Here is a 22544-nt window from a genome sequence, read left to right as displayed (position 1 = left end):
TATACTAATAAGATATGAAAGATTTATTTAAAATATATGCCGATTATAAGCCCGCTGGCGACCAGCCGACCGCCATAGCCTCATTAATTGACGGCCTGAAATCAGGTTTATCCAAACAAACCCTTTTAGGGGTTACTGGTTCGGGCAAGACTTTTACTATAGCACATGTTATTCAAGCCATGCGCCGTCCCGCTTTGATCATGGCTCCCAACAAAACGCTTGCTGCTCAACTTTATGGCGAATTTAAAGCATATTTCCCTGACAATGCGGTGGAATATTTCGTTTCCTACTATGATTATTATCAGCCAGAAGCTTATGTGCCTGCTTCGGATACTTTTATTGAAAAAGATTCATCCATCAATGAGCACATAGAACAGATGCGTTTGTCTGCAACCAAAGCCTTAATTGAACGTAAAGATGCGATTATTGTCGCAACAGTTTCTGCCATTTATGGTTTGGGTGATCCTGATTCCTATTTACGTATGGTATTACATCTTTCCCGTGGAGAACAATCCGATCAGCGTAAAATTTTAAGACGACTTGCTGAAATGCAGTACACTCGCAGTAACTTATCCCTGGAGCGTGGCCAGTTTCGCGTGCATGGAGATATTATTGATATTTTTCCTGCCGACTCGGAGCGAGATGCAATACGCATCGAATTATTTGATGACGAGGTGGAAAACATTGCTCAGTTTGACCCACTTACTGGGGAAATTCTGCGACGTGTACCCCGGATCACTATTTTTCCTAAAACCCATTACGTGACACCACGTGATCGTATTTTGCAAACTGTAGATTGGGTCAAAGAAGAATTGCAAGAGCGCCTGGCTGAGTTTAAGGAGCAGAATAAATTAGTCGAAGCACAGCGTTTAGAGCAACGGACTGTTTTTGATATGGAAATGATGCTGGAGTTGGGTTATTGCTCGGGCATTGAAAACTATTCCCGTTATTTATCGGCGCGTGAGGCGGGTGAACCCCCTCCAACTTTATTTGACTATTTGCCAGATGAAGCATTGCTGATTATTGATGAATCCCATGTCACTGTCCCCCAAATTGGTGGGATGTACCGAGGGGACCGCTCCCGCAAGGAAACATTGGTTCAGTACGGTTTTAGGCTTCCTTCGGCTTTGGATAACCGGCCGTTACGCTTTGAAGAGTTTGAAGGGCGTTCGCCACAAACGATCTACATTTCAGCAACCCCAGGTCCTTATGAGCAAGAACATTCTGATAATATAGCCGAACAGGTAGTGCGTCCCACAGGTCTTGTCGACCCGGAAGTAGAAATTCGACCTGTACGCACCCAGGTCGATGATTTAATGTCAGAAATTCGTTACGTGAGCCAACAAAATGGACGAGTTTTAGTGACCACTTTAACGAAACGAATGGCAGAGGATTTAACCGACTATTTGAATGAACATGGCATTAAAGTACGCTATTTGCATTCGGATATCGATACTGTTGAGCGGGTTGAAATTATTCGTGATCTGCGTCTGGGAGTCTTTGATGTTTTGGTGGGGATCAATTTGTTACGTGAAGGTTTGGATATGCCAGAAGTCTCCTTAGTTGCTATTCTTGATGCAGATAAAGAGGGTTTTTTACGTTCCGACCGTTCTTTGATCCAAACTATAGGGCGTGCAGCACGTAACATGAAAGGACGTGCCATTCTTTATGCTGATAAGATGACTGGCTCCATGCAAAGAGCCTTGGAGGAGACTGACCGAAGACGTGAGAAGCAAAAAGCATTTAACGAAGCACATGGAATCACACCCAAAGGGATTAATAAGTCCATAAGCGATATCATGGAAGGTGCTTATCACGGAAAACGTAATGCTGCAGTTGCCGAACCAAGCCCGGAATACGTACATTGGTCAACACAGGAATTAGTGAAACACATTAATACATTGGAAAAACAAATGTATTTGCATGCAAAAAATATGGAGTTTGAAGCGGCAGCCAAGGTTCGAGATGAGTATCTTTTATTAAAAGAGCAATTAATAAACAGATAACCTAATAGGCCAGTAATGGATCATATAAACTGGTAGAGAAGTTGTTTCCTCTCTAAAGAAAGAGGAAACAGGTTGTAGAGTTTTAATGACAATCGATCCTGGAAGAAGAGAAAAGCATAAATCCCATTTATTGTGATTTATGCTTTGGTCATTCAACTTATTGTTCCTGTTCACAAGAAGATGTTGGTATTATTTCAACATTTTCAAACGTCTCTATAAAATCCTTAAATTGCTTTTTATCGAATTGATTGTATAACATTAATTGTACATTATAGTGTACCTGCCCTTTTATTAACCTGGGCAGTAAATACCCAATTAATCCTGGTACGGCATTCGCACTATCCATATAATGTTGTGCTTTCTCCAGACACTCAAAGGAGCTTTTTAATCTACAAACTGTACCTGGGTTCGCTTTCTCATTAAGTATCTGTGTTAAAATCGACTTATCCATAACTGTAGTATCCTTGACTGGTTAATTGGGCATCATTAATTTCATGTTCACATAAACTACGAACCTCACATGCATTTGGTATTTCAAATCTGAGATTACCTACGTGCGGATCTTTTTTGTGGATAAGCTGTGAAATAAATGAAGTAATGAGTAATTGCTTTATAGGAGCAGGCAACTCTTCATTGATATCAAAGCGACCATCTGGAGAGAGCAAATCAAAAGCAGGGAACATTATATGAGGTAAAATAGCAAGCGCTTCTTCTATACTGAACGTTTTTGTAACACAAGTTCCTGATTGTTGAGGTAACCTTAAAATAAAATCACCTTGTTTTGCGTCTAATGAACACTCGTTGTCTCCAGGGGTAAAATATTTCCCTTTAGCATAGCATAGTGCACTCATGTACCAACGGAGCCCACCATTTAAGCATACATCAGAAGGAGGAACTACTTGAGTCATTAAACAGTTGCCTTGTGCTTGCTGCATTTTTATGCTGGAAGCGATATATTTTCTAAACTGTTCTTCCACGTTCAGCAGTTTTTGAAAGGCGCAATGCGCTCGTTCATGGAGGACACACAATTCATCCCTACCCACATTGTTCCTTTGCCCCTCGAGTAACTCTCTATAGCGTTCGCTGAACTCGATTGATGCTTGAAGTGCCTTTCGGTCATATTCATGGATCATTCTTACTGCAGTTGGATCACCATTGGCTTGCAAAAATTGATTCATATCCAAATTAAAAGGTGACATTATGTTAAAGCCAGCTTCTGGATTGAGACAACCATCTTTTTTGTAAAATATGGTTGTGCATTTTTGTCGCCCGAAAGGAAGCATTGGACCTGCAACTTCTTGCTGATACAATAGACCATACACTTGATTAAAATCCAGTTTCGATGCAGGCCCGTATAAAGGTGCTAATAAAGCAGTTCCTTGGCTAGCCCAATGTTCTAAAACGACAGCTCCATTTTCAGGACCTTTAGACAATCCGAAAGCTAACGCAACCGGGATGGATTGAGTGAATGATCTATATTCAGTGAGGCCAGTTAAATGCACAAGAGCTTCATGTTCCCTCTCGTTCGCATATTCAGACATATTAAAAGTATCTTGATGAGGTTTCACTTTCTCCGAGAGTGACGTGGGGATAGTAAATATACCTCCGTCTGTTGCTTGTCTACTCAAAAAAAGGTTGAGGAGAGGATATCCACGAAATGCAGCCTGACCAGGTTCAGATGCAATAGGTACGGATTCGGATTCAGAAGTGGGAGAATATGAAATACTTCTCTGATGAAGCCCGTGCTCCATATTATAACATCGTAAAAGGGCTTCTGTCTCATTACACCAACGTTCATCAAAACCTTCAATTCGTGTATTAGGTCTAAAAAAGTGACTACGCGGACTTATACGTCGACCCATTTGTCTAACGGGTAAAAAAAAGCGAGCTAACATACTACTTCTCCTATAATTGCTTAAATATTAAGATTTATATTGTTTAAATCTGTATATTTATTATCCAGTACAAAGCTTATAGGGACTTGAATTGATCTACGCATTTTTTACTTTATAGGGGTAAAGAACGACGATTTAACGATCGAATGAAAGGGTTAATTTTGCATTAATACGGGGATTGACTTGTAATTCTTTGCCAGCAGCTTGAGTCATTTTTGATATGTACCATTGTAAATGGATCCCTGCTTACACAGGTGACAGGGACCAAATAAGTTCAGATATTTCCCTAAGTTAAATCGAATCTTCTCTACATCGCTGAAAAACCAGTCCACCCCCGGCTTGTCCGCGGGATCCAGAGGCTCTTAGCTACTGGATCCCGCGGACAAGCCCTGAACGATCGTCAGTTTTTTAAATTTTTCATGTACCACTTAAGTTTCTCTACGTACTGCTTTAAATTTCTCTACGTACCGCGCTTTATGCCTGAGAGATGGTCACTTTTTGTGACCATCTCTCAGGGACAAGCCGGGGGCAGAGATGTGCTCAAGAGACAGCAGTTAAATAGGGGAAGGATTTATAGAGGAGTTTGAGGATGGGCTTAGCTCACCTTCTAGCTTATCCACTAATTTTGTGCAATGTACACCATCTGTAACAATAATTTTACCTACTAATTCTTCATTCGGTACATTGGTTTGTTCCCGCATGGAATTCATTCCTGCTAAAGAATAATACATAGATGCTTCATCGCTGCTATGGGGCGGCAACCCTATCGCGCCTTCATTTCCAGGACGGCTAATACTATCACCGCATATTTGCGTCGCCAGATAAGCTTCCTCTGCATTGCTTAAACAAGGGGTCAATTTCTGAACCACCTTAATTCGAGGATGCTCTATCTGTGCAGGGTAACTCATATCCTTGCCATAATTCATATAGTAATCTAAATCGTCTGGATGCATATCGAAGCGTTTCATTAAGGAAGGAAAATTAATTAATTCAACTTTATTAATTTTTTTAAGCGGCAACGTGCTTAACAATTCATTCAAGACTTCCAGATATAAGGATTCTAATATACTCTCTAATGAACTAATGCCAAAGGCACCTAAACCAAGACCTTTTAGTCTGATTACACCGGGCTCCGGCATCAAGAGATCGCTTGCCATAAGCGTTTGTTTCAGAGTATGTCTCAGTCTGGTTTTATATGCATTGACATAGAAATTAGCCTCTTTAAAGCCATACTCTCCCTGCGGCAATTTAAATTTAATTAACTGGCATGCTTCCTTTGGCTTAGGTCCTTGCGGGTATTCATCCCCATAGAGATCTTGGGCCACAGACGCAAAACCATGGTGATTTAACGCTTTCGTTCGCCTATCATAATGTGGGTGTCCTGGTTTCTCATCAGCATATTCCAAGCACATTAATGCATCATAGTGTAAACTTTGTCCATTTCTTAGCTCTGGGCCGACTGCGTAATTAATCAATACTGGTCCCAAATGCGCTTGTTCTAATTCGTGAAGAGCATTTCCCGAACGGTAATGTGGAACTACTCCATTGTTTCTATATCGTACTCCATTTTCAATGGGCAAAAAATAACCATTGGCAGAAACCAAGTGGGATAATGCGCTTTCTTCCATGGTTAAATAATGTTCGTATAATTTACTTTTATCCTCTGGAGTGCCAACAGCTAATAGTTTATCGCGATCAGAAAGATGGCGCAGAGGCTCAATTAACTCGTGATGACCGTCTCGATAACAAAGCAGCCGACCGTCTTGATATGCAGCCTCATATCGTGCTTTGATTAATCGACATATCATCTCTTCAAAAGTGATTTTACGATACAGATTTCCAAGAAAAGTGTGCTCTTGTTGTTTTGCTTTATAAAATTTCTCGAGTATCGGTAAATGTTCCTCTAAGATCAGCTGATAACAACTCTCATCCAATAGGTTTACGAATTTAACCTGGTCTTGCGTTAAATATTTTCGAAAATCAAATAAACTGCTTTTTATGGGTCGTTTGTTGAACCATGCGTTAAACATTGAGCCTAGTGATTGCTCTTGAGTTAGAGCATCTAATAATCTCTTTCTTATTTCCAAAGTTTCATGGTGTAGCTCTTTGCCTTTGAAATTAGGGACGTGAGAAGAGGGTACATTATGAGAAAACATGGAATGGCGGCGTACATAGGGCATGCGGGATCTATTCATCGTTCTTGAAAACATAATCGTCCTTTTTTAACATAATGGAAACATTACTTATTTATCCATTTATTATCCAATCTTAAGCTTATAGAAAACTGAATTAACCTACGTATTTTTTGCTTTATAGCCGTGACAGGTTAATGGAAACAGAGCCTGGTTAAAGGGAATTTTAATTTTCTAATGCCGAGTACATTGTGGAACAATTTGTGGGGCAAGCTTAAGTAATGCGTGCTGGGAATCCTACTTATTGTTTGGATAAGTTGAATGAGAAGATAGCCCGACAGGCATGGATTATGAACCCTGGAGTTCAAGTGGGTAGCGGATGAGTCGGTTCAGGCTTCCCACTCAAGGTGGGCTTGCACAACGCCGGCTTCAGGATGCTTCCCATGCTGTTAGCATTGGTTCTAAAATCTCTTGCTATCGGGTTAAGCTATTATACCATGGCCATCTTGCTTGAAGTCAAGAATGGCGAGCACATACTCGATTGACCTTTTGTTGAAAGGAGTGATGCCCATTTGATTCCCAAGAATTTATCGTTTACCATGTCATGGCAATGTCAACCAAAATTCGTTCTTCGTATTAGGACAACCAACATAAGAGGTTATGATGGTAGCAACTGCATCAAATATGCTTCCATTGGGGAGTAAGGCACCTGATTTTACTTTAGTGGATACTCGCAATGATCAATGGGTTTCCCTGGCCCAGATTAAATCACCCATTGCTACGGTGATTATGTTTTTATGCAATCATTGCCCTTATGTGAAACACATTCAGACAAAAATAGTAGACCTGGCTGAAACATATCAGAAAAAAGGAATTCAATTTGTGGCGATCAGTTCCAATGATGCAGAAAAATATCCCGCAGATGGTCCAGAAAAAATGCGGATTGAAGCAGAAGTATTTCATTATCCATTTCCTTATTTATACGACGAGTCCCAAGAGGTTGCCTTAGCGTATCAAGCAGCGTGCACTCCTGATTTTTATATTTTTGATAAAGATTTGCGTTGTGTTTATCGTGGTTGTTTGGATGAATCAACACCTGGGAACAACAAACCAGTGACTGGCTCCCATTTACAAAATGCCCTGGATAATATTCTTGCTGGAGAACCAGTAAGCCCCGAACAAAAACCCAGTATGGGATGCAATATTAAGTGGAAGGATCGTATGTATGGATAATACAAGCCCTACTCAAGATGGGCTTGCATAACGCCGCTTTCAGAATACTTTTCGTGCTGTTAGCATGGGTTCTAAAATCTTAAGCTGATTATACTATGGCCATCTCGATTAAAGTCGAGAATGGCGCTGGTCTTATATCTATAATGATAGGTGTTCATCTTCTCTATCTTCATCATCCTCGTTTGCAAAACTCCATGCATCTTTAAGCTGAAAGAATGCATCTCTATTATGTTTCGAAGAATGCATGCTCAATGATTTAAGCTTATCATGAAAGAAAGAGGAAATTTTATCAAAAAGTGAAGGCACCCCATCTTGCATTTCTTCCAAAATCGACAACGTTCTTCTAGATTTTGGGGTTTCGTCTCTCCCAAATAAGTTTTTTAGACGAGTCAATTGAGTTTGAATTCCATGTTTTAAAGTGTCAATTAGCTCTTCTAATTTATGGTTTTGTTCACTTCTTTTGGGTGGATCAACGATCCCCAAGCGAATTATTTTTTTATACTTTGTCTTTGAAAGAAGTGGGCTGGGTTCGAGGGAATTATCGCTAGGTTCATATTTTTTCGAAATAGCATCATGCTCATCATTAATTTGTTTTTGTGTTTTTGGGGCAAGCTCTGCTTGATTCCTGTTTATTTCTTCTAACAACATATAGTCAGGTAGATGCGACTGTGAGGTAGTCGCTTTCTGACAATTCCCAATGGTTTTCTCCATACCAGCTAATCCACTACAGCCTTTGACTTTTCTTCCTTGGCTATCCAGAACAAAAGAATTTTTTTCATCTGTACTGAAGGTAATATCAGTCACAGTGAAATTTAGCGGCAGGTATGCACCTTCTTGTTCACAACGCGCCCTTAGGCCAACTAGGTTGTTATATAATTTATCGAGTTCTTTTAGAACTTTTTGTGTATGGGTTGATAGCCCTTCTTTTGTTTTTGCCAAACGATAGACCGGGGCTTTTTGGACTGCTGCATAAATTTGACAAGCAGTATCAAAATTATTTCGAGCAACCAATTTTTCAGCCATTAGAAGATAACGTTCTATGGCAACTGTCCGTTCATCCATTGTACTTTTTGCAAGAATGTCATTGAGCACAAAATCAGCCACTTTATCATAGCTCTGAAAGAGTGCTCGCGAACGATCTCCATCGACGAGCATCTTGCGACGTTCTGCTTCAATATAATAGTCGAGGGGCATAGATTCCATCTGTTCAATAGCTGTTATTTGCTCTGATGATTCTTTTCTGATGAGTTCAATGGCCTTGTCTGCTTCCTCTTGGGTAATTTTTTGCTTCTCGACCTGTTCGCTTATCTCCGCTATTTTTTTTGCGGTTTCAGTCTCAACTGCTTTAATAGCCAGTTTTTTCGCTTTTTGGAACTTGTCTTTTGTCGCTGCAGCAAGAGCTTTTTCGCGAAAAAACTCATCGGGCATATCAAGTACTTCCAAAATACCTTGAGCATAAGCTTTTGAGCCTTCAGTGGTGATTGCTGCAAAAGTATCCATCATTCTATTCATTAGATATCGGTTTATATGTTTTATGGCTCTCATTTCACGCTTGTTTAAATGTTCATCATGAAGGAACAAGGCATCAAATGCGTCCCGAAATTTTGAAAATCCATGGATATTAATCAAGTTTTGGCAATGTGCTTTGAAATCATCGATTTTGAAAGGACGAAATCCGGCAATCAAAATACGTAGGGCTTCTGGAAGCTCTGCTGTCAAGAAGTCACCGTCCCTAAGTGGATCATCATGTGTCGTGTCTTCTACGAGATAACTTAAATCATCCAGGTCTTCTTCTAGCGTATCTAAAGCTTCGAAAACCCTTGTTTCATCTTCAATTGAAGAAGATTCAGTCGATAGTTCCAATTCTGTGAATAATTCACTAAACTGCATAAAATCCTTAGCGACCTGTCTTCTTTTAAATCGATTTGCTTCTTTAAACCGCATATTATCACCTTATTCGATATACTACCTGTATAAAAAGTATAGGCTAAAATAGGTTCTTGACTGTTCTAATAGTGATCTTATTGTAAAAAATAAGGGAGAGAGTCATTTCGATTTAATTTAATTACCCATTAGGAAGCAAGGAATCTGATTTTACTTTAATTGGTACACGAAACGAACAATGGGGTTCTTTTGTTAAATCGTCCGTTGCAGTGGTGATATGTTTCATTCACAAGAAAATAGCTGGGTTACAGCTATTTTCTCCAGTTGAATCATAATTACATTTTGCAGTGGACTTCTTGTCTGTTTTCTTCGGGTTCTTCTTTCATAAGCTCTTTTCGATTAAACCAATGATTAAAAACATCAACCCCGTTTGCAGCTCCAAAAATTGTGGAGGGAAGTGGTGTGACGGCTTTAAATAAAGCATCCAATCCTCTATAAGTATTTAATGCGATCGCAACATCCTTAACCATTTCGGGAGTCTGCTTACACATTAAAATGATAGCGGTAAGCGCATGAATAGAAATATCAATGGTATATTCAGAAGGATTGGCATTTGGGTTATTCCACAAATCATACAATACTGCAAGACTTGTAAGGCCATTGTAAATGATGCAAACATTCCTCAGATTAATATATTGTCTGAAATTATCAAAAAATCTAGGCATTATTCTTTCCTTAATCTATGTAATTTAAAATCCTCTACTAAAATTTTTTAATACTTAAAATTTTAGTAACCCAAGTCTATCATTATTACTAAAACTATAACCGAAAGATAAAAAACAAACGGGTACTTTGCTTCTCTGCACTGAACGGGACTTTTTATGAAAAATTAAAATTTTTCAGGATCAGCCATTTCCCAATGTGCTTTATAACTCTTAGGAATATCAGGGCCTAATAGTTGACCCGGTGTAAGATACTCATAAATTTCATTAAAGGATTTAACCTCTTGCACGTTTACTCGTCTCATGATGTGAATGGGTTTCAAATCGCTGGGGTTATCTAAACCAAGTGACCCCACCATTTCTAAAAAGCTTTTTATGGTGTTTTTATGAAAATTGGCTACTTGATGTTTTTTCTGATCGACAACCAAGCCATATTGTAATCGTTTATTTTGCGTCGCCACCCCTGTAGGGCAGGTATTTGCATTGCATTGTTTGGTCTGCAGGCAACCAGCAGCCATCATCATCGCTCTTGCTGCATTGCACATGTCGGCGCCTAAGGCGATATTGGTAAGTAAATCAAATCCATTTGCAACTTTACCACTGCAAATGATGCGTATTTTATCCCGTACGTTAATCCCCACTAAGGCATTATGTACAAAGACTAAACCTGCTTCCAAAGGAGTTCCGATAAAATTAACGTATTCTTCTGGGGCAGCGCCTGTTCCTCCTTCTGCGCCATCAACGGTGATAAAATCAGGTAAGATGTTGGTTTTCAACATCGCCTTACAAATGGCAAGAAATTCGTCTCTACGCCCTAGACATAATTTAAACCCTATGGGTTTGCCATGGGATAAGTCACGTAATTTTTTTACGAAATGCAGTAACCCTATGGGGGAAGTAAAAGCAGAATGAGCCATCGGGGAAATTACATCGTGACCCATAGATACTTTTCTTACTTTAGCGATTTCTTCGGTTAATTTGGCGGCAGGTAATATGCCTCCATGAGAAGGTTTGGCTCCTTGAGATAGCTTGATTTCTATCATTTTTACTTCTTTACGATTGGCTTCAACGGCAAATCCTTCTTCGTCAAAATTTCCTTGTGCATCGCGGCAACCAAAATAGGCCGTTCCGAATTGAAATACCAAATCGCCGCCTTGCAAATGATAGGAACTTAATCCTCCTTCACCAGTAGCTTGGAAAAACCCACCTATGAGTGCCCCTTTATTCATGGCCATAATTGCTTTGCCAGACAGTGCGCCAAAGCTCATGCTGGAAATATTCAATCGTGAGGCATTGTACGGTTGCAGACAATCTGGACCTCCTACCATGATTCTTGATTCAACTTCTGAATGATGCTTCGGAGCTAAAGAGTGGAGTGCCCAAGTATAACCAACACTTGAAATATCGCGTTCCGTACCAAAGGGAACTGTATCACGTGTATTTTTTGCACGCTCATAAATGAGTGAACGTGTTTCGCGATTAAATGGGAGTTCGCTTTCATCAGTAGCAATAAAATATTGTTGAATTTCTGGGCGAAGAAATTCTAGAAGATAGCGTACATGACCTAAGACTGGGAAATTACGGAGAATGGTATGTTTTTGCTGAATCAGATCATAAATCCAGATTATAATAAGGGGAATAAGAAAAGCGATAAACCATTTGATGCTATGAAACATAGCGAAGAGGGCGAGCATAATTAATAAAGCTACCCCAAACCCTATATACCATTGGCGTCTCATGTTAAGTCCTTTTAGTCAAAATTGGTTTCCTCTTATTCAGACCCGCTTACAGAAAGCAGAAGAATTTTTTGCAATCAACAGTAAAATTAATCTAATTCTGGAATACGTTCCGCCATGTCACCACCTACCATCTTGTTGATTTTATTTTCCAGGGAGTTAATAAATTGTGTCACCTGATGTTGCTGATGTGCCTGTTTGTTTTTGCATAATATTAATTCATGGCTGATGTCAAGTGCAGCAAGTAACAAGGTTTGGAAATTGTCCAGCTGCTTTGATTTCTTTTTATTAATCATTATTTGGTTATTTAATTTCTGCACTGCAAGCAGTAAATTAGGTTCTTCGCCTTCTGGGCACTTAATTTCATAAGTTTTATTGAGTAGTTTAACAGTACACGATTTCATCTGCGTCATGATAATAAGACCTTTGCAATTCCATAGAGAGCTTTTATGAATAGTAACAATTTTGCTCGCAAGCAGCAATTAGTAGGGTGAACGCTGGCATTAAATCGGTTATCATGGGTATTTTCTATAAATGAGTTGAATATGTCTGAAGAAAGAGAACATTTGCATTTGCCCGAATATGATGAATTTTCTGCAACGATTGCTGTTTTGATGTTGCACATATCTGCGAGTTTATTGCATGGAATGATGTGTGGCTACTTGTGTGCCGGGGCTGACAATCAAGGCGAGACATATTTACGTGCTTTATTGAATAATAAAAAGGACGAAGCCAGCCGTAATGCTGTTTTAGCCATGTTTTCGGTTTTTTCTATAAGCCAACAACAAATTAATACCATGGATTTTGAATTTGAAATGATGCTGCCTGATGATGAGGAATCCTTGCTGGTACGAGCGCAAGCTTTTAGTGAATGGTGTGAAGGTTTTACTCAAGCCTTGACTTTGGCTGGCATTAGCGCCAATCAATTTCATGAAGAAGAAACGCAAGATGCATTTCAGCATCTTATTGAGTTTGCTGAACTTGATTGTGATACATTGGATGTAGACGAAGAAGATGAACGTGCGTTAATGGAAGTCAGCGAATACGCACGAATGGCCGTGCTTCGTTTACACAGCGATTTAGTAATGAATGAGAAAGAACGTGGCGGTCATACTGGAATAACTCATTAAAAAGGATGTTACTATGATTTCCCAACACGAATATCAAGCAAGAAGGAACAAATTGGCGCAGAAACTGCCTAAAGACAGTATCGCCCTTATTCCTGCTGCTCGCGAAGTATTACGTAATGGTGATGCACATTACCGTTTTCGACAAGATAGCCATTTTTATTATTTAACTGGATATAACGAGCCTGATGCATTGTTGGTTCTTATAACAGGAACGAATCCACAGAGTATCTTATTTAATCGTTCACGTAATCCTGCAGAAGAGCAATGGACCGGAAAACGTCTAGGACAGGATGGGGCATTGTCCGAACTAGGTATGCATGCCGCTTTTCCCATAGACAGTATTGCCGAAGAATTACCCAAATTATTAAATGGAAAATCAGCGATTTATTATGCTCTTGCCCGAAATGCAGAAATAGAAAAAACCATCATGCACTCAGTGGCGGCGCTTAAGGACCAGGTACGACGAGGAGTTAAAGTTCCTGACGAGTTGTGTGATTTGGAGCCTATCTTAGGTGAAATGCGCTTATTTAAAAGTGATGCCGAACTGGAATTAATGCGCCGGGCAGCAAGTATTTCCGTTAAAGCACATAAACATGCAATGCGTCGTTGCAAACATTTGGAACATGAGTATGAGCTGGAAGCAGAGCTTGTTTATGAATTCAGTCGCCATGGTTGCCGCAGTGTGGCCTATGATCCTATTGTAGGCGGGGGCGAAAATGCGTGCATACTCCATTACACAGAGAATAGTAAACCCTTACATCGAGGCAGTTTGGTGCTTATTGATGCAGGAGGGGAGTATGAAAATTATGCTGCTGACATTACGAGAACATTTCCAATCAATGGTAAATTCAGTCCAGAACAAAAAGATATCTATGAATTGGTACTCAAAGCACAAAAAGCAGGAATCGCGGCAATTAAGCCCGGCCTGCCTTGGAATGCAGTGCAACAAATTATGGTACGTATTCTAATCGAAGGACTAAATGAGTTGGGCATTTTGCAAGGAGATGTGGACGAACTAATTTCTAAAGAGGCTTATAAACCGTTCTACATGCATAACTCTGGACATTGGTTGGGACTTGATGTTCATGATTGTGGTCTGTATAAAATTGATGGCGAGTGGCGCCCTTTAGAACCTGGAATGGTTTTAACTGTCGAACCAGGGTTATACATTAGCTCGAATACTCCAGGAGTAGATAAACGCTGGTGGGGTATTGGTGTGCGTATTGAGGATGATGTAGTTGTAACAAAAACAGGTCATGAAGTGTTAACTGCAGCATTACCTGTGGATGTACATGAGATTGAGGCATTAATGCGTGATTAATAAAGAAATTGATATATTGGTTATTGGTGGAGGTTTAACAGGTGCAACCCTAATGCTTGCTTTACAGGAATTAGGCTATGACACTTTGTTGGTAGAGGCCAAGCCGTTTAGTGATAAAATAAAATCTGATTTTGATGCACGATCCTTAGCACTCTCACCTGCAAGCCGGCGTATTTTAAATATGCTTGGAGTTTGGGATCTCCTCAAAGATCATGCAACGCCCATAAACACAATCCATGTTTCCGATCAACATCATTTTGGGATATCGCGTCTGCAAGGTGAATTGAATGCCCCGTTGGGCTACGTGGCGGAAATGCAACATATAAATCAGGCTTTGCATCAATTATTACCTCATGACCGACTTATTGCTCCGGCGAGCTTGCACTCTTTGGATTATGAGAAGCGTTCAGCAACAATTCGCACGGATTCCGAAGAACTAAATATTAGTGCACGTCTCATTGTTGCTGCAGATGGCGCACAATCTGCGGTGCGTCGTTTGTGTTCGTTATCGGCAAAGACTAAGCTCTATGGTCAACAAGCGATTGTAGCTAATGTGGGTTTGCTTAGGCCGCATGAATACCGTGCTTATGAGCGTTTTACCGCGCGTGGGCCTTTGGCACTTTTACCGATGCAAGAAAACAGAATGTCTTTGGTTTGGGCTGTTTCTCCCAAGGAGGCAGAGCATTTGTTGTCTTTATCTGAGGCTGAATTCTTAAAGGAACTCCAACAGACTTTTGGGTATCGTTTAGGTCGTTTTGCTAAAGTAGGCAAACGTTTTTCTTATCCTTTACTCCAAGTGTTAATGCCAATGCAAATCAAATGGCCAGTAGTTTTTGTAGGCAATGCCGCACATACGTTGCATCCGGTAGCTGGGCAGGGATTTAATCTGGGGCTTAGAGATGTGGCTACTTTGGCACAATGCATTGCTGAGCAAGGGCTCAATGCAGAGATGTTGCACCATTATGTACGATTAAGATCGCATGACCAAAAAATTATTACCCGTTTAACAGATGGTTTAATTCAAGTATTTACCAGTCGTTTCCCTGGATTAGGTGTGGCGCGTGGGTTGGGATTGATTGCTCTTGATAATATTCCTGCTTTAAAAAACCTTTTAGCACGATATGCGCGAGGATTTGGAGGAGTGATTCCTGATTTGGTTTGTGAGATTGCTTTGCCAAAGCTACAAGAACAGTTATGAAGGAAAAGAAATGAGTCTGCAATTTAATGTATTAATCATTGGCGGCGGTATTGTCGGTTTAACCGCTGCCTTGGCTATGGCACAGCGCGGTTACTCTGTAGCCGTTATTGACGCGGGCTCATTAAAAGTCGATAGCAAACGGTCCGATACTCGAGTTTATGCAATTAATCATGCATCACGGACTCTGTTGCAGCAGTTAAATGCCTGGGAGCATCTGGATATGTCACGAGTTTCCCCATACAGATGCATGTATGTTTGGGATGCTGAAAGCAAAGCACATATTGATTTTGACTCTCGCTATGTCGGTGCGCAAAACTTAGGAAGTATTATTGAGGAATCTGTGTTGAAACATGCTTTATTGCACCAGGTAGCTCTCCAGTCCTCCATTCATTTATTTCCTGAAAGTCAGGTTGAAGAAGCATTGAGTGAAGAAACCGGAGTTAAAGTATGCAGCAAACAGCAAGTTTGGGAGGGGCAACTGTTAATGATTGCGGATGGAGCCAATTCACCAACACGACAAAAGTTCAAAGTACCGTTAAGCAGCTGGTCTTATGAGCAGCATGCATTGGTTGCTACAGTCTCTGTGGAGAAGCCACATCAACAAACAGCATATCAAGTATTTCGCGCGGATGGCCCTTTAGCATTTTTACCGCTGGCGGATGCACATCAATGCTCCATAGTTTGGTCCACGAATCCCTCCCATGCAAAAAAATTAATGAGTTTTTCGGATGAGGAATTTAATGCGTCTTTAACACAGGCCTTTGCTAAAAAGTTAGGTCGGGTAGAAGTCATTAGTAAGCGTCATCAGTTTCCTTTACAGATGAGGCATGTGAAACAATATGTGGGTGATCGTTGGTTACTTCTTGGCGATGCAGCACATACGATCCATCCTTTAGCAGGTTTGGGTTTAAATGTTGGTTTGGCTGATGTAAGCTCCTGGATTCGCTATCTGGATGCAGCTCAAGATACTCTTTTATCCAAGAAAGCATTAGGTGCATATCAGCGCGAGCGTAAACATGAGGTATGGCAAATCATCATGTTGATGGAAGGATTCAAACGTTTATTCAGTAATTCCTTTATGCCCCTTGTTGCCCTGCGTGGTTTGGGTTTAAATTTATGTAATGGATTTACCTCTATAAAGCGGTTATTTATTCAACATGCGCAGGGTGTGCAGCAGTAATTTTCTATAACGATATCAAATTCTATTTCCATTATATCTTTTTAAATTGATTCACATTAAAAAATTGGATGCATTTATCCTGAAACCCTTTTATTTAATCACACTGATTAATATTTATTTAATGCTTCTTTTATATGACATAATGGTCAATTAGTGGCGTGATTAAGGATAGCCTTTATGTACAGTCGTATTTTTGCTCAAACTGGCTCCAGTTCGTTTGGAAGATTTTTTGTTTCGCACTGAAAAAGTATTTCTACGGTTTGTCTTAGACGTATGCCCCCTGAAACCACCATTGATACCATTGCGCAAGAATTTCAAACAGAGTTGAAAGAAAAGGGATTGGTGAAATTAGTTAAGACTTTAGAAGAAGAGCAAAAAATTTTACTGGATCTGCAAGCAAAGCAAAAAGATAATTTAAATCGAATTAAAGAAACCTGCGTTAACCCAACACAAAAGCGACTTGCTCAAGGATACAGTATTATCGGATTATTCTGGAATCTGAAACAAAAGGAAATGCATCAAATTGCAACAAAAGAGGTGTTGCAAATTAGAGAAGAAACGATTGACTGGCTAAAGGCACGACAAGATTTGTACGCCGCGCTCAAACAGGGTCCCAATGGAAACCCGAGTTCTGACAAAAATTTTTCATTAAGTTGAGAAATGCATTCCTTTAATAGGGCAAAGAATAAGAGCTTGCACACTATTCCTCGGCTAGGATATTTATTCTCATGTAAGCATTAGCTATAAATTTCAGTTTTTTAAATGCCTGTCCGAATTTGATTAAAAACCAATAATGTAAATTTCTCTTTTGACAGACTATTTTTTTTATTAGAATTCGCCGCGAATCCAATTATGAAGAATCAATATGACAAGACCCGTTAAATTTTTAAACAGCATCGATCGAGAACAAGCTGCTGAGGAAATGCTTACAGAACAATTGGTTTTTTTTCCCGAGGAGGCCGAGTCGCAACTCAGGCTATGTAATTATTTGAAAAATAACGGCAGCCAACCAGGCTTTAATTATCTATCCACCGTTTACGATAAGGACATAGTTATAGCTGCGGCTCCTAATCTTGGTTCCAGGCAATTGGCAGTATATGCTGGCAAATCATTTGCGCAAGGAGAAATTGTTGGAGAAATAAAAGGCATTGATTTATTCGGTGTACTACCTGACTCCGAAATAAATCAAAGAGTCAAAAAATATCAAGAAAATTCCACTTATGTTTGGAAATTAAATTTAGATGATCACGATCAATATGCTGTAGTAATTGATTTGTTGAAAGCAGGGACCAATACACGTTGGGTAAACCATGCGAGAACTCCTAATTTGGAAGTAAAAGTCATTTGTCATCAACGAAAAGACCAGTACGGAAATACTCTATTTGATTACCATGCCTATTATGTTGCAACCCAAAGAATCGCTTTTGGTGAGGAGTTGACTATTTCATATGGGGATGATTATTTTACAAAAGCGCGTCCGCAAATCATACGTCAACCACAAACTTTAATTGAAATCCTGCATGAGCTGAGCAAAGCCCAAGATCAAGACCTGGCAACAAGTACGATAAGTACCCGTGAAGAAATAAAGAAATTTTTCAGTTTATTAACATTGAGAGCAGATATGCGAAAAATAGAAGCTAAAAGACAAATGTATTTGGATAAAAATTTAGATCCTAAGCTTTATGATTTGCATGTATCAGAAGATGTGGCGCGCTTTGAAAAAAATCAAAAAATGGAACTGCAGAGAAACTCGCCTTACCACTTAGTTATTGCACCTACAGAGCGAGGAAAAAGAGAATATCGTTACTCTTTATTTAGTGGACAGAAAATTCCAGCGCGAAAAGTTCTATGTCAGCTCGTTGGTCAGCAAAGAGATGATGTTCCCAAAAGGAACAGTGAAATGCACTTATGGGCGATGCAGCAGGGTATAGATACGAATTATTTAGTGCAAACAAGTAAAGGTGGATATCTTTATACTAAAGAAAAAGCCTCAGAAGCCTATTGCATAGAAGGAGCGAAGCAGAAAAGTGAAGCGAATGTCCGATTTGATTTTAAAACTAATTCTTATATAACGACACGTGAAATTCGACCAGGTGAAGAAATTCTTGCTTTTTATGAGAATTATGATTACAGCTCTTCCCCTACTACGTTATCGCAAGTGGTCGCTGATTTTAATGAATCCCAATATTATTACCAAGCTACCTGGAATGAAACAGGAATTAATATGGAGTATGTGATTCCTAAAACTCCTGGTTATAATTTAGATAGTTTCGAAGTGAGTGAGCCACCCCGTTCGACGAAATATTCTGAGGAAGAACAAAAAAATGAGTGGGTGCTTCCAACAGGTTCTGATTTAGATGAGAATGAGAGAATCCTTACACCTGGTTATAATTTAGATTTATTTGACGACGAATCTCCTTCGCATATGGGAGAAGAGCGTTCCATTGAGAAGGCAAGCATCCTTGAAAAAAGGAAGTCGACTTGGAGTCCATCGTTCCAATTCGGTGGAAATGCAACGAACAAAAAACAAAAAAGCTCAGAAATCACAGAGGATGAAAAGGAGGAGAATCTTGCCACAACGACTCCCAGCGACCGGAATTTCAGTAATTCCCCCTGATTCATGGGTCAAGATGATCTGAGGTATCGTCAGTTTTGAGAAACCTCCACTAAATTTTTCGCCTACCTACCGCGCTTAATTTCTTCGTCTACGTACCGCGCTTTATGCGCGGTATCCAGGGGATCTTGCTATAGAAATGCTCAGCGGCATCTTAAAATATCGTTCTGGATACCGCGCATAAAGCGCGGTATAGGAAAGCAGTACGTAGAGAAATTTAAGCGGTACGTAGAGAAGCTTAAGTGGTACATGATAAATTTAAAAAACTGACGATCGTTCAGGGCTTGTCCGCGGGATCCAGCTCTATTGCAAATTTCCTGGGTCTCGAGGACAAAGCCGCGGGACGTAGAAATTAAAGATAATGAAACGTGTCGATCCCTCGGGGTCAGGATGACCCTAAATTAACTTAGAATAGCAATGTTTAGGTTTACTTTAAACGGGCAAAATGTTCTCGGCTAAAGGCTACTTTTTCAGCAACGGTCTCATTCGGGTGTTCTTGATGGTGCGCTTCAATTGCTCGATATCGTTTTAACCCTCCTTCCCTATTTGCAATTTGAATATTTAATCCGGGACGCGCATTCAGCTCAAGCATTAAAGGCCCTTGCTCTTTATCAAGGACGATATCTACGCCAAGATAACCCAGACCAGTCAGTTCATAGCAACTGGAGGCAATCTCAAGTATTTTATTCCAATAGGGTACTTCTATATTTACAATGGGATTCAGCGTGTCCGGATGATAATCGATGATGTCATTATGAAATACTCCGCCAAGAGTTTTCCCACTGGCGAGGTCTACTCCAACACCAATTGCTCCTTGATGTAAATTTGCTTTTCCACCGGACAAACGAGTTGGAAGTCTCACCATGGCCATGGCAGGATAACCCAATAAACTAATAATTCGAATATCAGGAATACCTTCGTAGCTTACTTCGGCAAATATGGGGTCTACTACTACTCGTTTCTCTATAATTGCATAATCCGAGGAGCCGCCAAGACTATATGCTCCTGAAAGCAAGCACGATAAATGATAACTAAGTTCCTGGGCTGTAGTAAGTTTTCCATTAATTTGCCGATAACGGCCATAGACTTTATCTTTAAAAACTAAAATACCATCCCCACCAGAACCACGTGCAGGTTTAACCACGAAGTCAGTATAAGGCTCTAAGCGTTCCTCTATGGTTTTAATTTGTTGCTCTGTTTCAATGATATCGTATAAAGGCGGAACTGCGATACCAGATTTTAGAGCCAGCTTTTTTGTTTTTAACTTATCATCAACCAGAGGAAACAGTTTTCGCGGGTTGTAGCGTAATACAAAATCCGTATTGCGCTGGTTAATACTTAATATTCCGTGACTTTTTAAACGGCGAAACAGAGTGATCATTCTACATGTCCCGCAAGTGACTTAAAGCGTTTCAACTCGAACAATCGATATCCTCGATATTGGCCGAACCACAATATTAAAGCCAATAAAACTAAAACCAATTCAGGGAAAGCGAAGATTAGGTATTGTAAGGGTTCATAGCTCATTGCCCAATAAGAAATAACGGCAGCGACCAGGCTGCCTATACCTGATTTTATGGCTTCTGAAGCACCTCGCTCATCCCAGGTAATGCACATGCGTTCTATAGTCATAGTTAAAATGACCATCGGGAATAAGGCAACCGATAGTCCCGCATCCAAGCCAAGATTGAGACTGAATACACTAATAAAGATCATGAGCAAAATGACAACGGTAAGAATTGCCGCGAGGCGTGGGACTAAAAGTAACCTTAGTTGATCCAGATAAAAACGCGCCAATAGACCAAAAGATACAATAATGACAAAGAGGCAAATTCCCCAGATCACATGGGTTTCTCTAAAGGCTAAAGCGATTAAAACAGGCATAAAAGTACCAAAGGTTTTAATCCCGATAAAGTTTCGCAGAATTAAGATAATAAAAGCACCTATAGGGACCGTTAATAAAATCTTATACGTTTCCTGCACATTGACTGGTAGTTGCAATAATGAGAAACGTAACAGCTGTGAATCGGATTGTAAACCGCGTGATTTGGCAATACTTAAAGCGTTTATGGGGGTGGGAGACACGGTTAAACTAAATTGGACTTTTTTACCGCCAATGACATTAAATACAGGTTCATTACCATATTGCCAAATAAGGAAATCTTTAGGTAAACCTGCTCCACCGGTTCTAGGATTAATATAAATCCAGCTTTTACCATTGAATACGGCCAAAAAGGAACTTAACTCGGCTTTGCTTTTTTGGGACAAATAAATTCCTTTTACTGGAAGGGCAGAGATTTTAGACTGATTCAAAATTAAAATTGCTGCATTGATAAGGTGTTCATCACTAAAATCATTGCTTGTCAGTAACTTGGCATTTCCATCTTTTTTATTCAGTTCTTTAATCGTGCTCTGAGCAAAGGTTTTAATATCTGCAGAGGATTGTCGTACCTGGCTGGTAATGGTTTCAACAGCTGATTTTTGACTTTCTGCAAGCGGTTGGGTTTTTGCAGCTGGGGGCGCTCCTAATGGTGATTCATTTCCTTCGGCTTGACGGAAAATTGCTCTGTAATACAGCGATTGGGCACCATGAGCGCGCCTAATTGACCAAACTGTTTCCCTGTTATCACCATTTAAGTTCGTTGTTACTCCATAATTCCTTGATACGAAGTATTCATCAAGAATTGCAAAATGTGGAGGTAAATAAGGAATGTTAAAACTTGCTTTAATTGGTGTATTGGGATCCGCAACAAAACGTAAGTTGGATTCAACCATCCAACTGTTTATCGTTTCTGTGTCAGTTAAAGGCACATCGAGTACAAAGTGTCGATACAAAAAAATTCCTGATCCAAGGATCAATAAAGTAAAAATAAGTCCATAAACATGACGCGTATTATTTTTCATTGTTTCTTAAGACTCTGATTTCTTAACGTAAATGTCAGTGCTGGGTTTACTGCACCATTAAAAGCAATGATTGCATCTCTTCCTAAAAGCAAAGGATAGAGGAACCGTTTGCGATTGGTTAAATTCACTTTAATTGTTCTAACTTTATCTCCAAGCTGTAAATTAAGCAGGACCACGGGGCGTTTGATTGGTGCATGTTCCACTATCTCTGATCCATGTTCCCCAGCACGAACTTTAATTTTTACTCGACCTTTATATTCTGCTTCAAATACGTATTCTCCACTTTTAGTGGGAACAATAAAACGCAAATAAGGTACGCCATTTTTAGTAATTTCAGTTATGTTGGTCGCATTTAATGATGCGGATTTAGCCCCAGTATCTAATTTTGCTGATAAGGTCAAATTTTTCTCGGGAAACGAAACTTTCTCAACATAACCATAAATTTGTGTTTCATTTGATGCCATAACAGGTCCAGTCATTAGTGCTGCCAAAATAAAGAGAGCAAGTATTGATCTCATTGAATCCTCTTTCCTGAGTTGTTTTTTATTTAGTGCAATATCGTAGCAGGTTTGCCTCATAAGTCACAACC

18 protein-coding genes and 1 other RNA gene are annotated in these 22544 nt (G+C 39.8%); 8 read left to right on the top strand and 11 right to left on the bottom strand.

Translation table 11 applies throughout. The annotated features are described in order from the left end of the window. Positions 1 to 14 precede the first annotated feature (14 nt). On the top strand, positions 15 to 2006 hold the full coding sequence (uvrB, locus tag FOLKNPGA_RS17495) for an excinuclease ABC subunit UvrB (RefSeq protein WP_182351092.1): 1992 nt from the start codon (positions 15 to 17) through the stop codon (positions 2004 to 2006). A gap of 157 nt (positions 2007 to 2163) precedes the next feature. Here the strand turns inward: uvrB and FOLKNPGA_RS17490 are convergent, their stop codons facing one another. The 4 genes from FOLKNPGA_RS17490 to ssrS form a co-directional block, all read right to left on the bottom strand. Next, entirely contained in the window at positions 2164 to 2457 is a 294-nt protein-coding gene (locus FOLKNPGA_RS17490) for a hypothetical protein (protein WP_182351091.1), read from the bottom strand. Beyond that, positions 2450 to 3901 (bottom strand): hypothetical protein, encoded by a 1452-nt coding sequence (locus FOLKNPGA_RS17485; protein ID WP_182351090.1) that lies wholly within the window; start codon positions 3899 to 3901, stop codon positions 2450 to 2452. The genes FOLKNPGA_RS17490 and FOLKNPGA_RS17485 overlap by 8 nt, the downstream gene beginning before the upstream one ends. 554 nt (positions 3902 to 4455) lie before the next feature. Continuing rightward, positions 4456 to 6111, bottom strand: coding sequence for a hypothetical protein (locus FOLKNPGA_RS17480; protein WP_182351089.1), 1656 nt, complete (start codon positions 6109 to 6111; stop codon positions 4456 to 4458). A gap of 248 nt (positions 6112 to 6359) precedes the next feature. Further along, a non-coding RNA gene (gene ssrS, locus FOLKNPGA_RS17475) (6S RNA) lies at positions 6360 to 6526 on the bottom strand. 170 nt (positions 6527 to 6696) lie between these two features. Here ssrS and FOLKNPGA_RS17470 point away from each other — a divergent pair. Then, positions 6697 to 7266 carry a thioredoxin family protein gene (locus tag FOLKNPGA_RS17470; RefSeq protein ID WP_182352903.1) on the top strand — a complete coding sequence of 190 codons (570 nt, stop codon included), beginning with the start codon at positions 6697 to 6699 and terminating at the stop codon, positions 7264 to 7266. A 138-nt stretch (positions 7267 to 7404) separates the two neighbouring features. Here the strand turns inward: FOLKNPGA_RS17470 and FOLKNPGA_RS17465 are convergent, their stop codons facing one another. From FOLKNPGA_RS17465 to FOLKNPGA_RS17450, 4 genes are all read right to left on the bottom strand, one after another. Next, complete coding sequence (locus FOLKNPGA_RS17465) at positions 7405 to 9210, bottom strand: RasGEF domain-containing protein (protein WP_182351088.1); 1806 nt, start codon at positions 9208 to 9210, stop codon at positions 7405 to 7407. A gap of 275 nt (positions 9211 to 9485) precedes the next feature. Beyond that, positions 9486 to 9875 (bottom strand): hypothetical protein, encoded by a 390-nt coding sequence (locus tag FOLKNPGA_RS17460; RefSeq protein ID WP_182351087.1) that lies wholly within the window; start codon positions 9873 to 9875, stop codon positions 9486 to 9488. Between the two features lie 164 nt (positions 9876 to 10039). After that, a complete protein-coding gene (locus FOLKNPGA_RS17455; protein WP_182351086.1) occupies positions 10040 to 11611 on the bottom strand; it encodes an FMN-binding glutamate synthase family protein in 1572 nt (523 codons plus the stop codon). Positions 11612 to 11697: 86 nt separating this feature from the next. Continuing rightward, the gene (locus FOLKNPGA_RS17450; protein WP_182351085.1) at positions 11698 to 12021 is read right to left on the bottom strand and encodes a cell division protein ZapA; all 324 of its coding nucleotides are present in this window, start codon (positions 12019 to 12021) and stop codon (positions 11698 to 11700) included. Positions 12022 to 12153: 132 nt separating this feature from the next. On the opposite strand from FOLKNPGA_RS17450, the gene FOLKNPGA_RS17445 reads away from it, so the two are divergent. The 6 genes from FOLKNPGA_RS17445 to FOLKNPGA_RS17420 all read left to right on the top strand — a co-directional run bounded on the left by FOLKNPGA_RS17445 (position 12154) and on the right by FOLKNPGA_RS17420 (position 19054). Then, entirely contained in the window at positions 12154 to 12738 is a 585-nt protein-coding gene (locus FOLKNPGA_RS17445; protein WP_182351084.1) for a UPF0149 family protein, read from the top strand. A gap of 13 nt (positions 12739 to 12751) precedes the next feature. Beyond that, entirely contained in the window at positions 12752 to 14059 is a 1308-nt protein-coding gene (gene pepP / locus FOLKNPGA_RS17440; protein WP_182351083.1) for a Xaa-Pro aminopeptidase, read from the top strand. Then, positions 14052 to 15257 (top strand): 2-octaprenyl-6-methoxyphenyl hydroxylase, encoded by a 1206-nt coding sequence (ubiH, locus tag FOLKNPGA_RS17435; RefSeq protein WP_182351082.1) that lies wholly within the window; start codon positions 14052 to 14054, stop codon positions 15255 to 15257. The genes pepP and ubiH overlap by 8 nt, the downstream gene beginning before the upstream one ends. A gap of 10 nt (positions 15258 to 15267) precedes the next feature. After that, positions 15268 to 16437 carry a UbiH/UbiF/VisC/COQ6 family ubiquinone biosynthesis hydroxylase gene (locus FOLKNPGA_RS17430; RefSeq protein ID WP_182351081.1) on the top strand — a complete coding sequence of 390 codons (1170 nt, stop codon included), beginning with the start codon at positions 15268 to 15270 and terminating at the stop codon, positions 16435 to 16437. Between the two features lie 273 nt (positions 16438 to 16710). After that, a complete protein-coding gene (locus FOLKNPGA_RS17425) occupies positions 16711 to 17094 on the top strand; it encodes a hypothetical protein (RefSeq protein ID WP_255466015.1) in 384 nt (127 codons plus the stop codon). Between the two features lie 208 nt (positions 17095 to 17302). Continuing rightward, positions 17303 to 19054, top strand: a complete 1752-nt coding sequence (locus FOLKNPGA_RS17420) for an SET domain-containing protein-lysine N-methyltransferase (protein WP_182351080.1) — start codon at positions 17303 to 17305, stop codon at positions 19052 to 19054. Between the two features lie 424 nt (positions 19055 to 19478). Here FOLKNPGA_RS17420 and FOLKNPGA_RS17415 read toward each other — a convergent pair whose 3' ends face one another. Genes FOLKNPGA_RS17415 through FOLKNPGA_RS17405 form a run of 3 tightly spaced genes read right to left on the bottom strand, consistent with a single transcriptional unit; the run spans position 19479 to position 22473 of the window. Then, positions 19479 to 20432 carry an alpha-L-glutamate ligase-like protein gene (locus FOLKNPGA_RS17415; RefSeq protein ID WP_182351079.1) on the bottom strand — a complete coding sequence of 318 codons (954 nt, stop codon included), beginning with the start codon at positions 20430 to 20432 and terminating at the stop codon, positions 19479 to 19481. Continuing rightward, the gene (locus tag FOLKNPGA_RS17410; RefSeq protein ID WP_182351078.1) at positions 20429 to 21955 is read right to left on the bottom strand and encodes an inactive transglutaminase family protein; all 1527 of its coding nucleotides are present in this window, start codon (positions 21953 to 21955) and stop codon (positions 20429 to 20431) included. Before FOLKNPGA_RS17410 ends, FOLKNPGA_RS17415 begins: the two co-directional genes overlap by 4 nt. Beyond that, positions 21952 to 22473 (bottom strand): RimK/LysX family protein, encoded by a 522-nt coding sequence (locus FOLKNPGA_RS17405; RefSeq protein WP_182351077.1) that lies wholly within the window; start codon positions 22471 to 22473, stop codon positions 21952 to 21954. Before FOLKNPGA_RS17405 ends, FOLKNPGA_RS17410 begins: the two co-directional genes overlap by 4 nt. Between the last annotated feature and the right edge of the window lie 71 nt (positions 22474 to 22544).

This window comes from Legionella sp. PC1000 (genome assembly GCF_014109805.1).
GTDB lineage: Bacteria > Pseudomonadota > Gammaproteobacteria > Legionellales > Legionellaceae > Legionella > Legionella resiliens.
The sequence above is the reverse complement of the archived record's forward strand: the minus strand, read 5'-3'. Positions and strand labels throughout refer to the sequence as shown.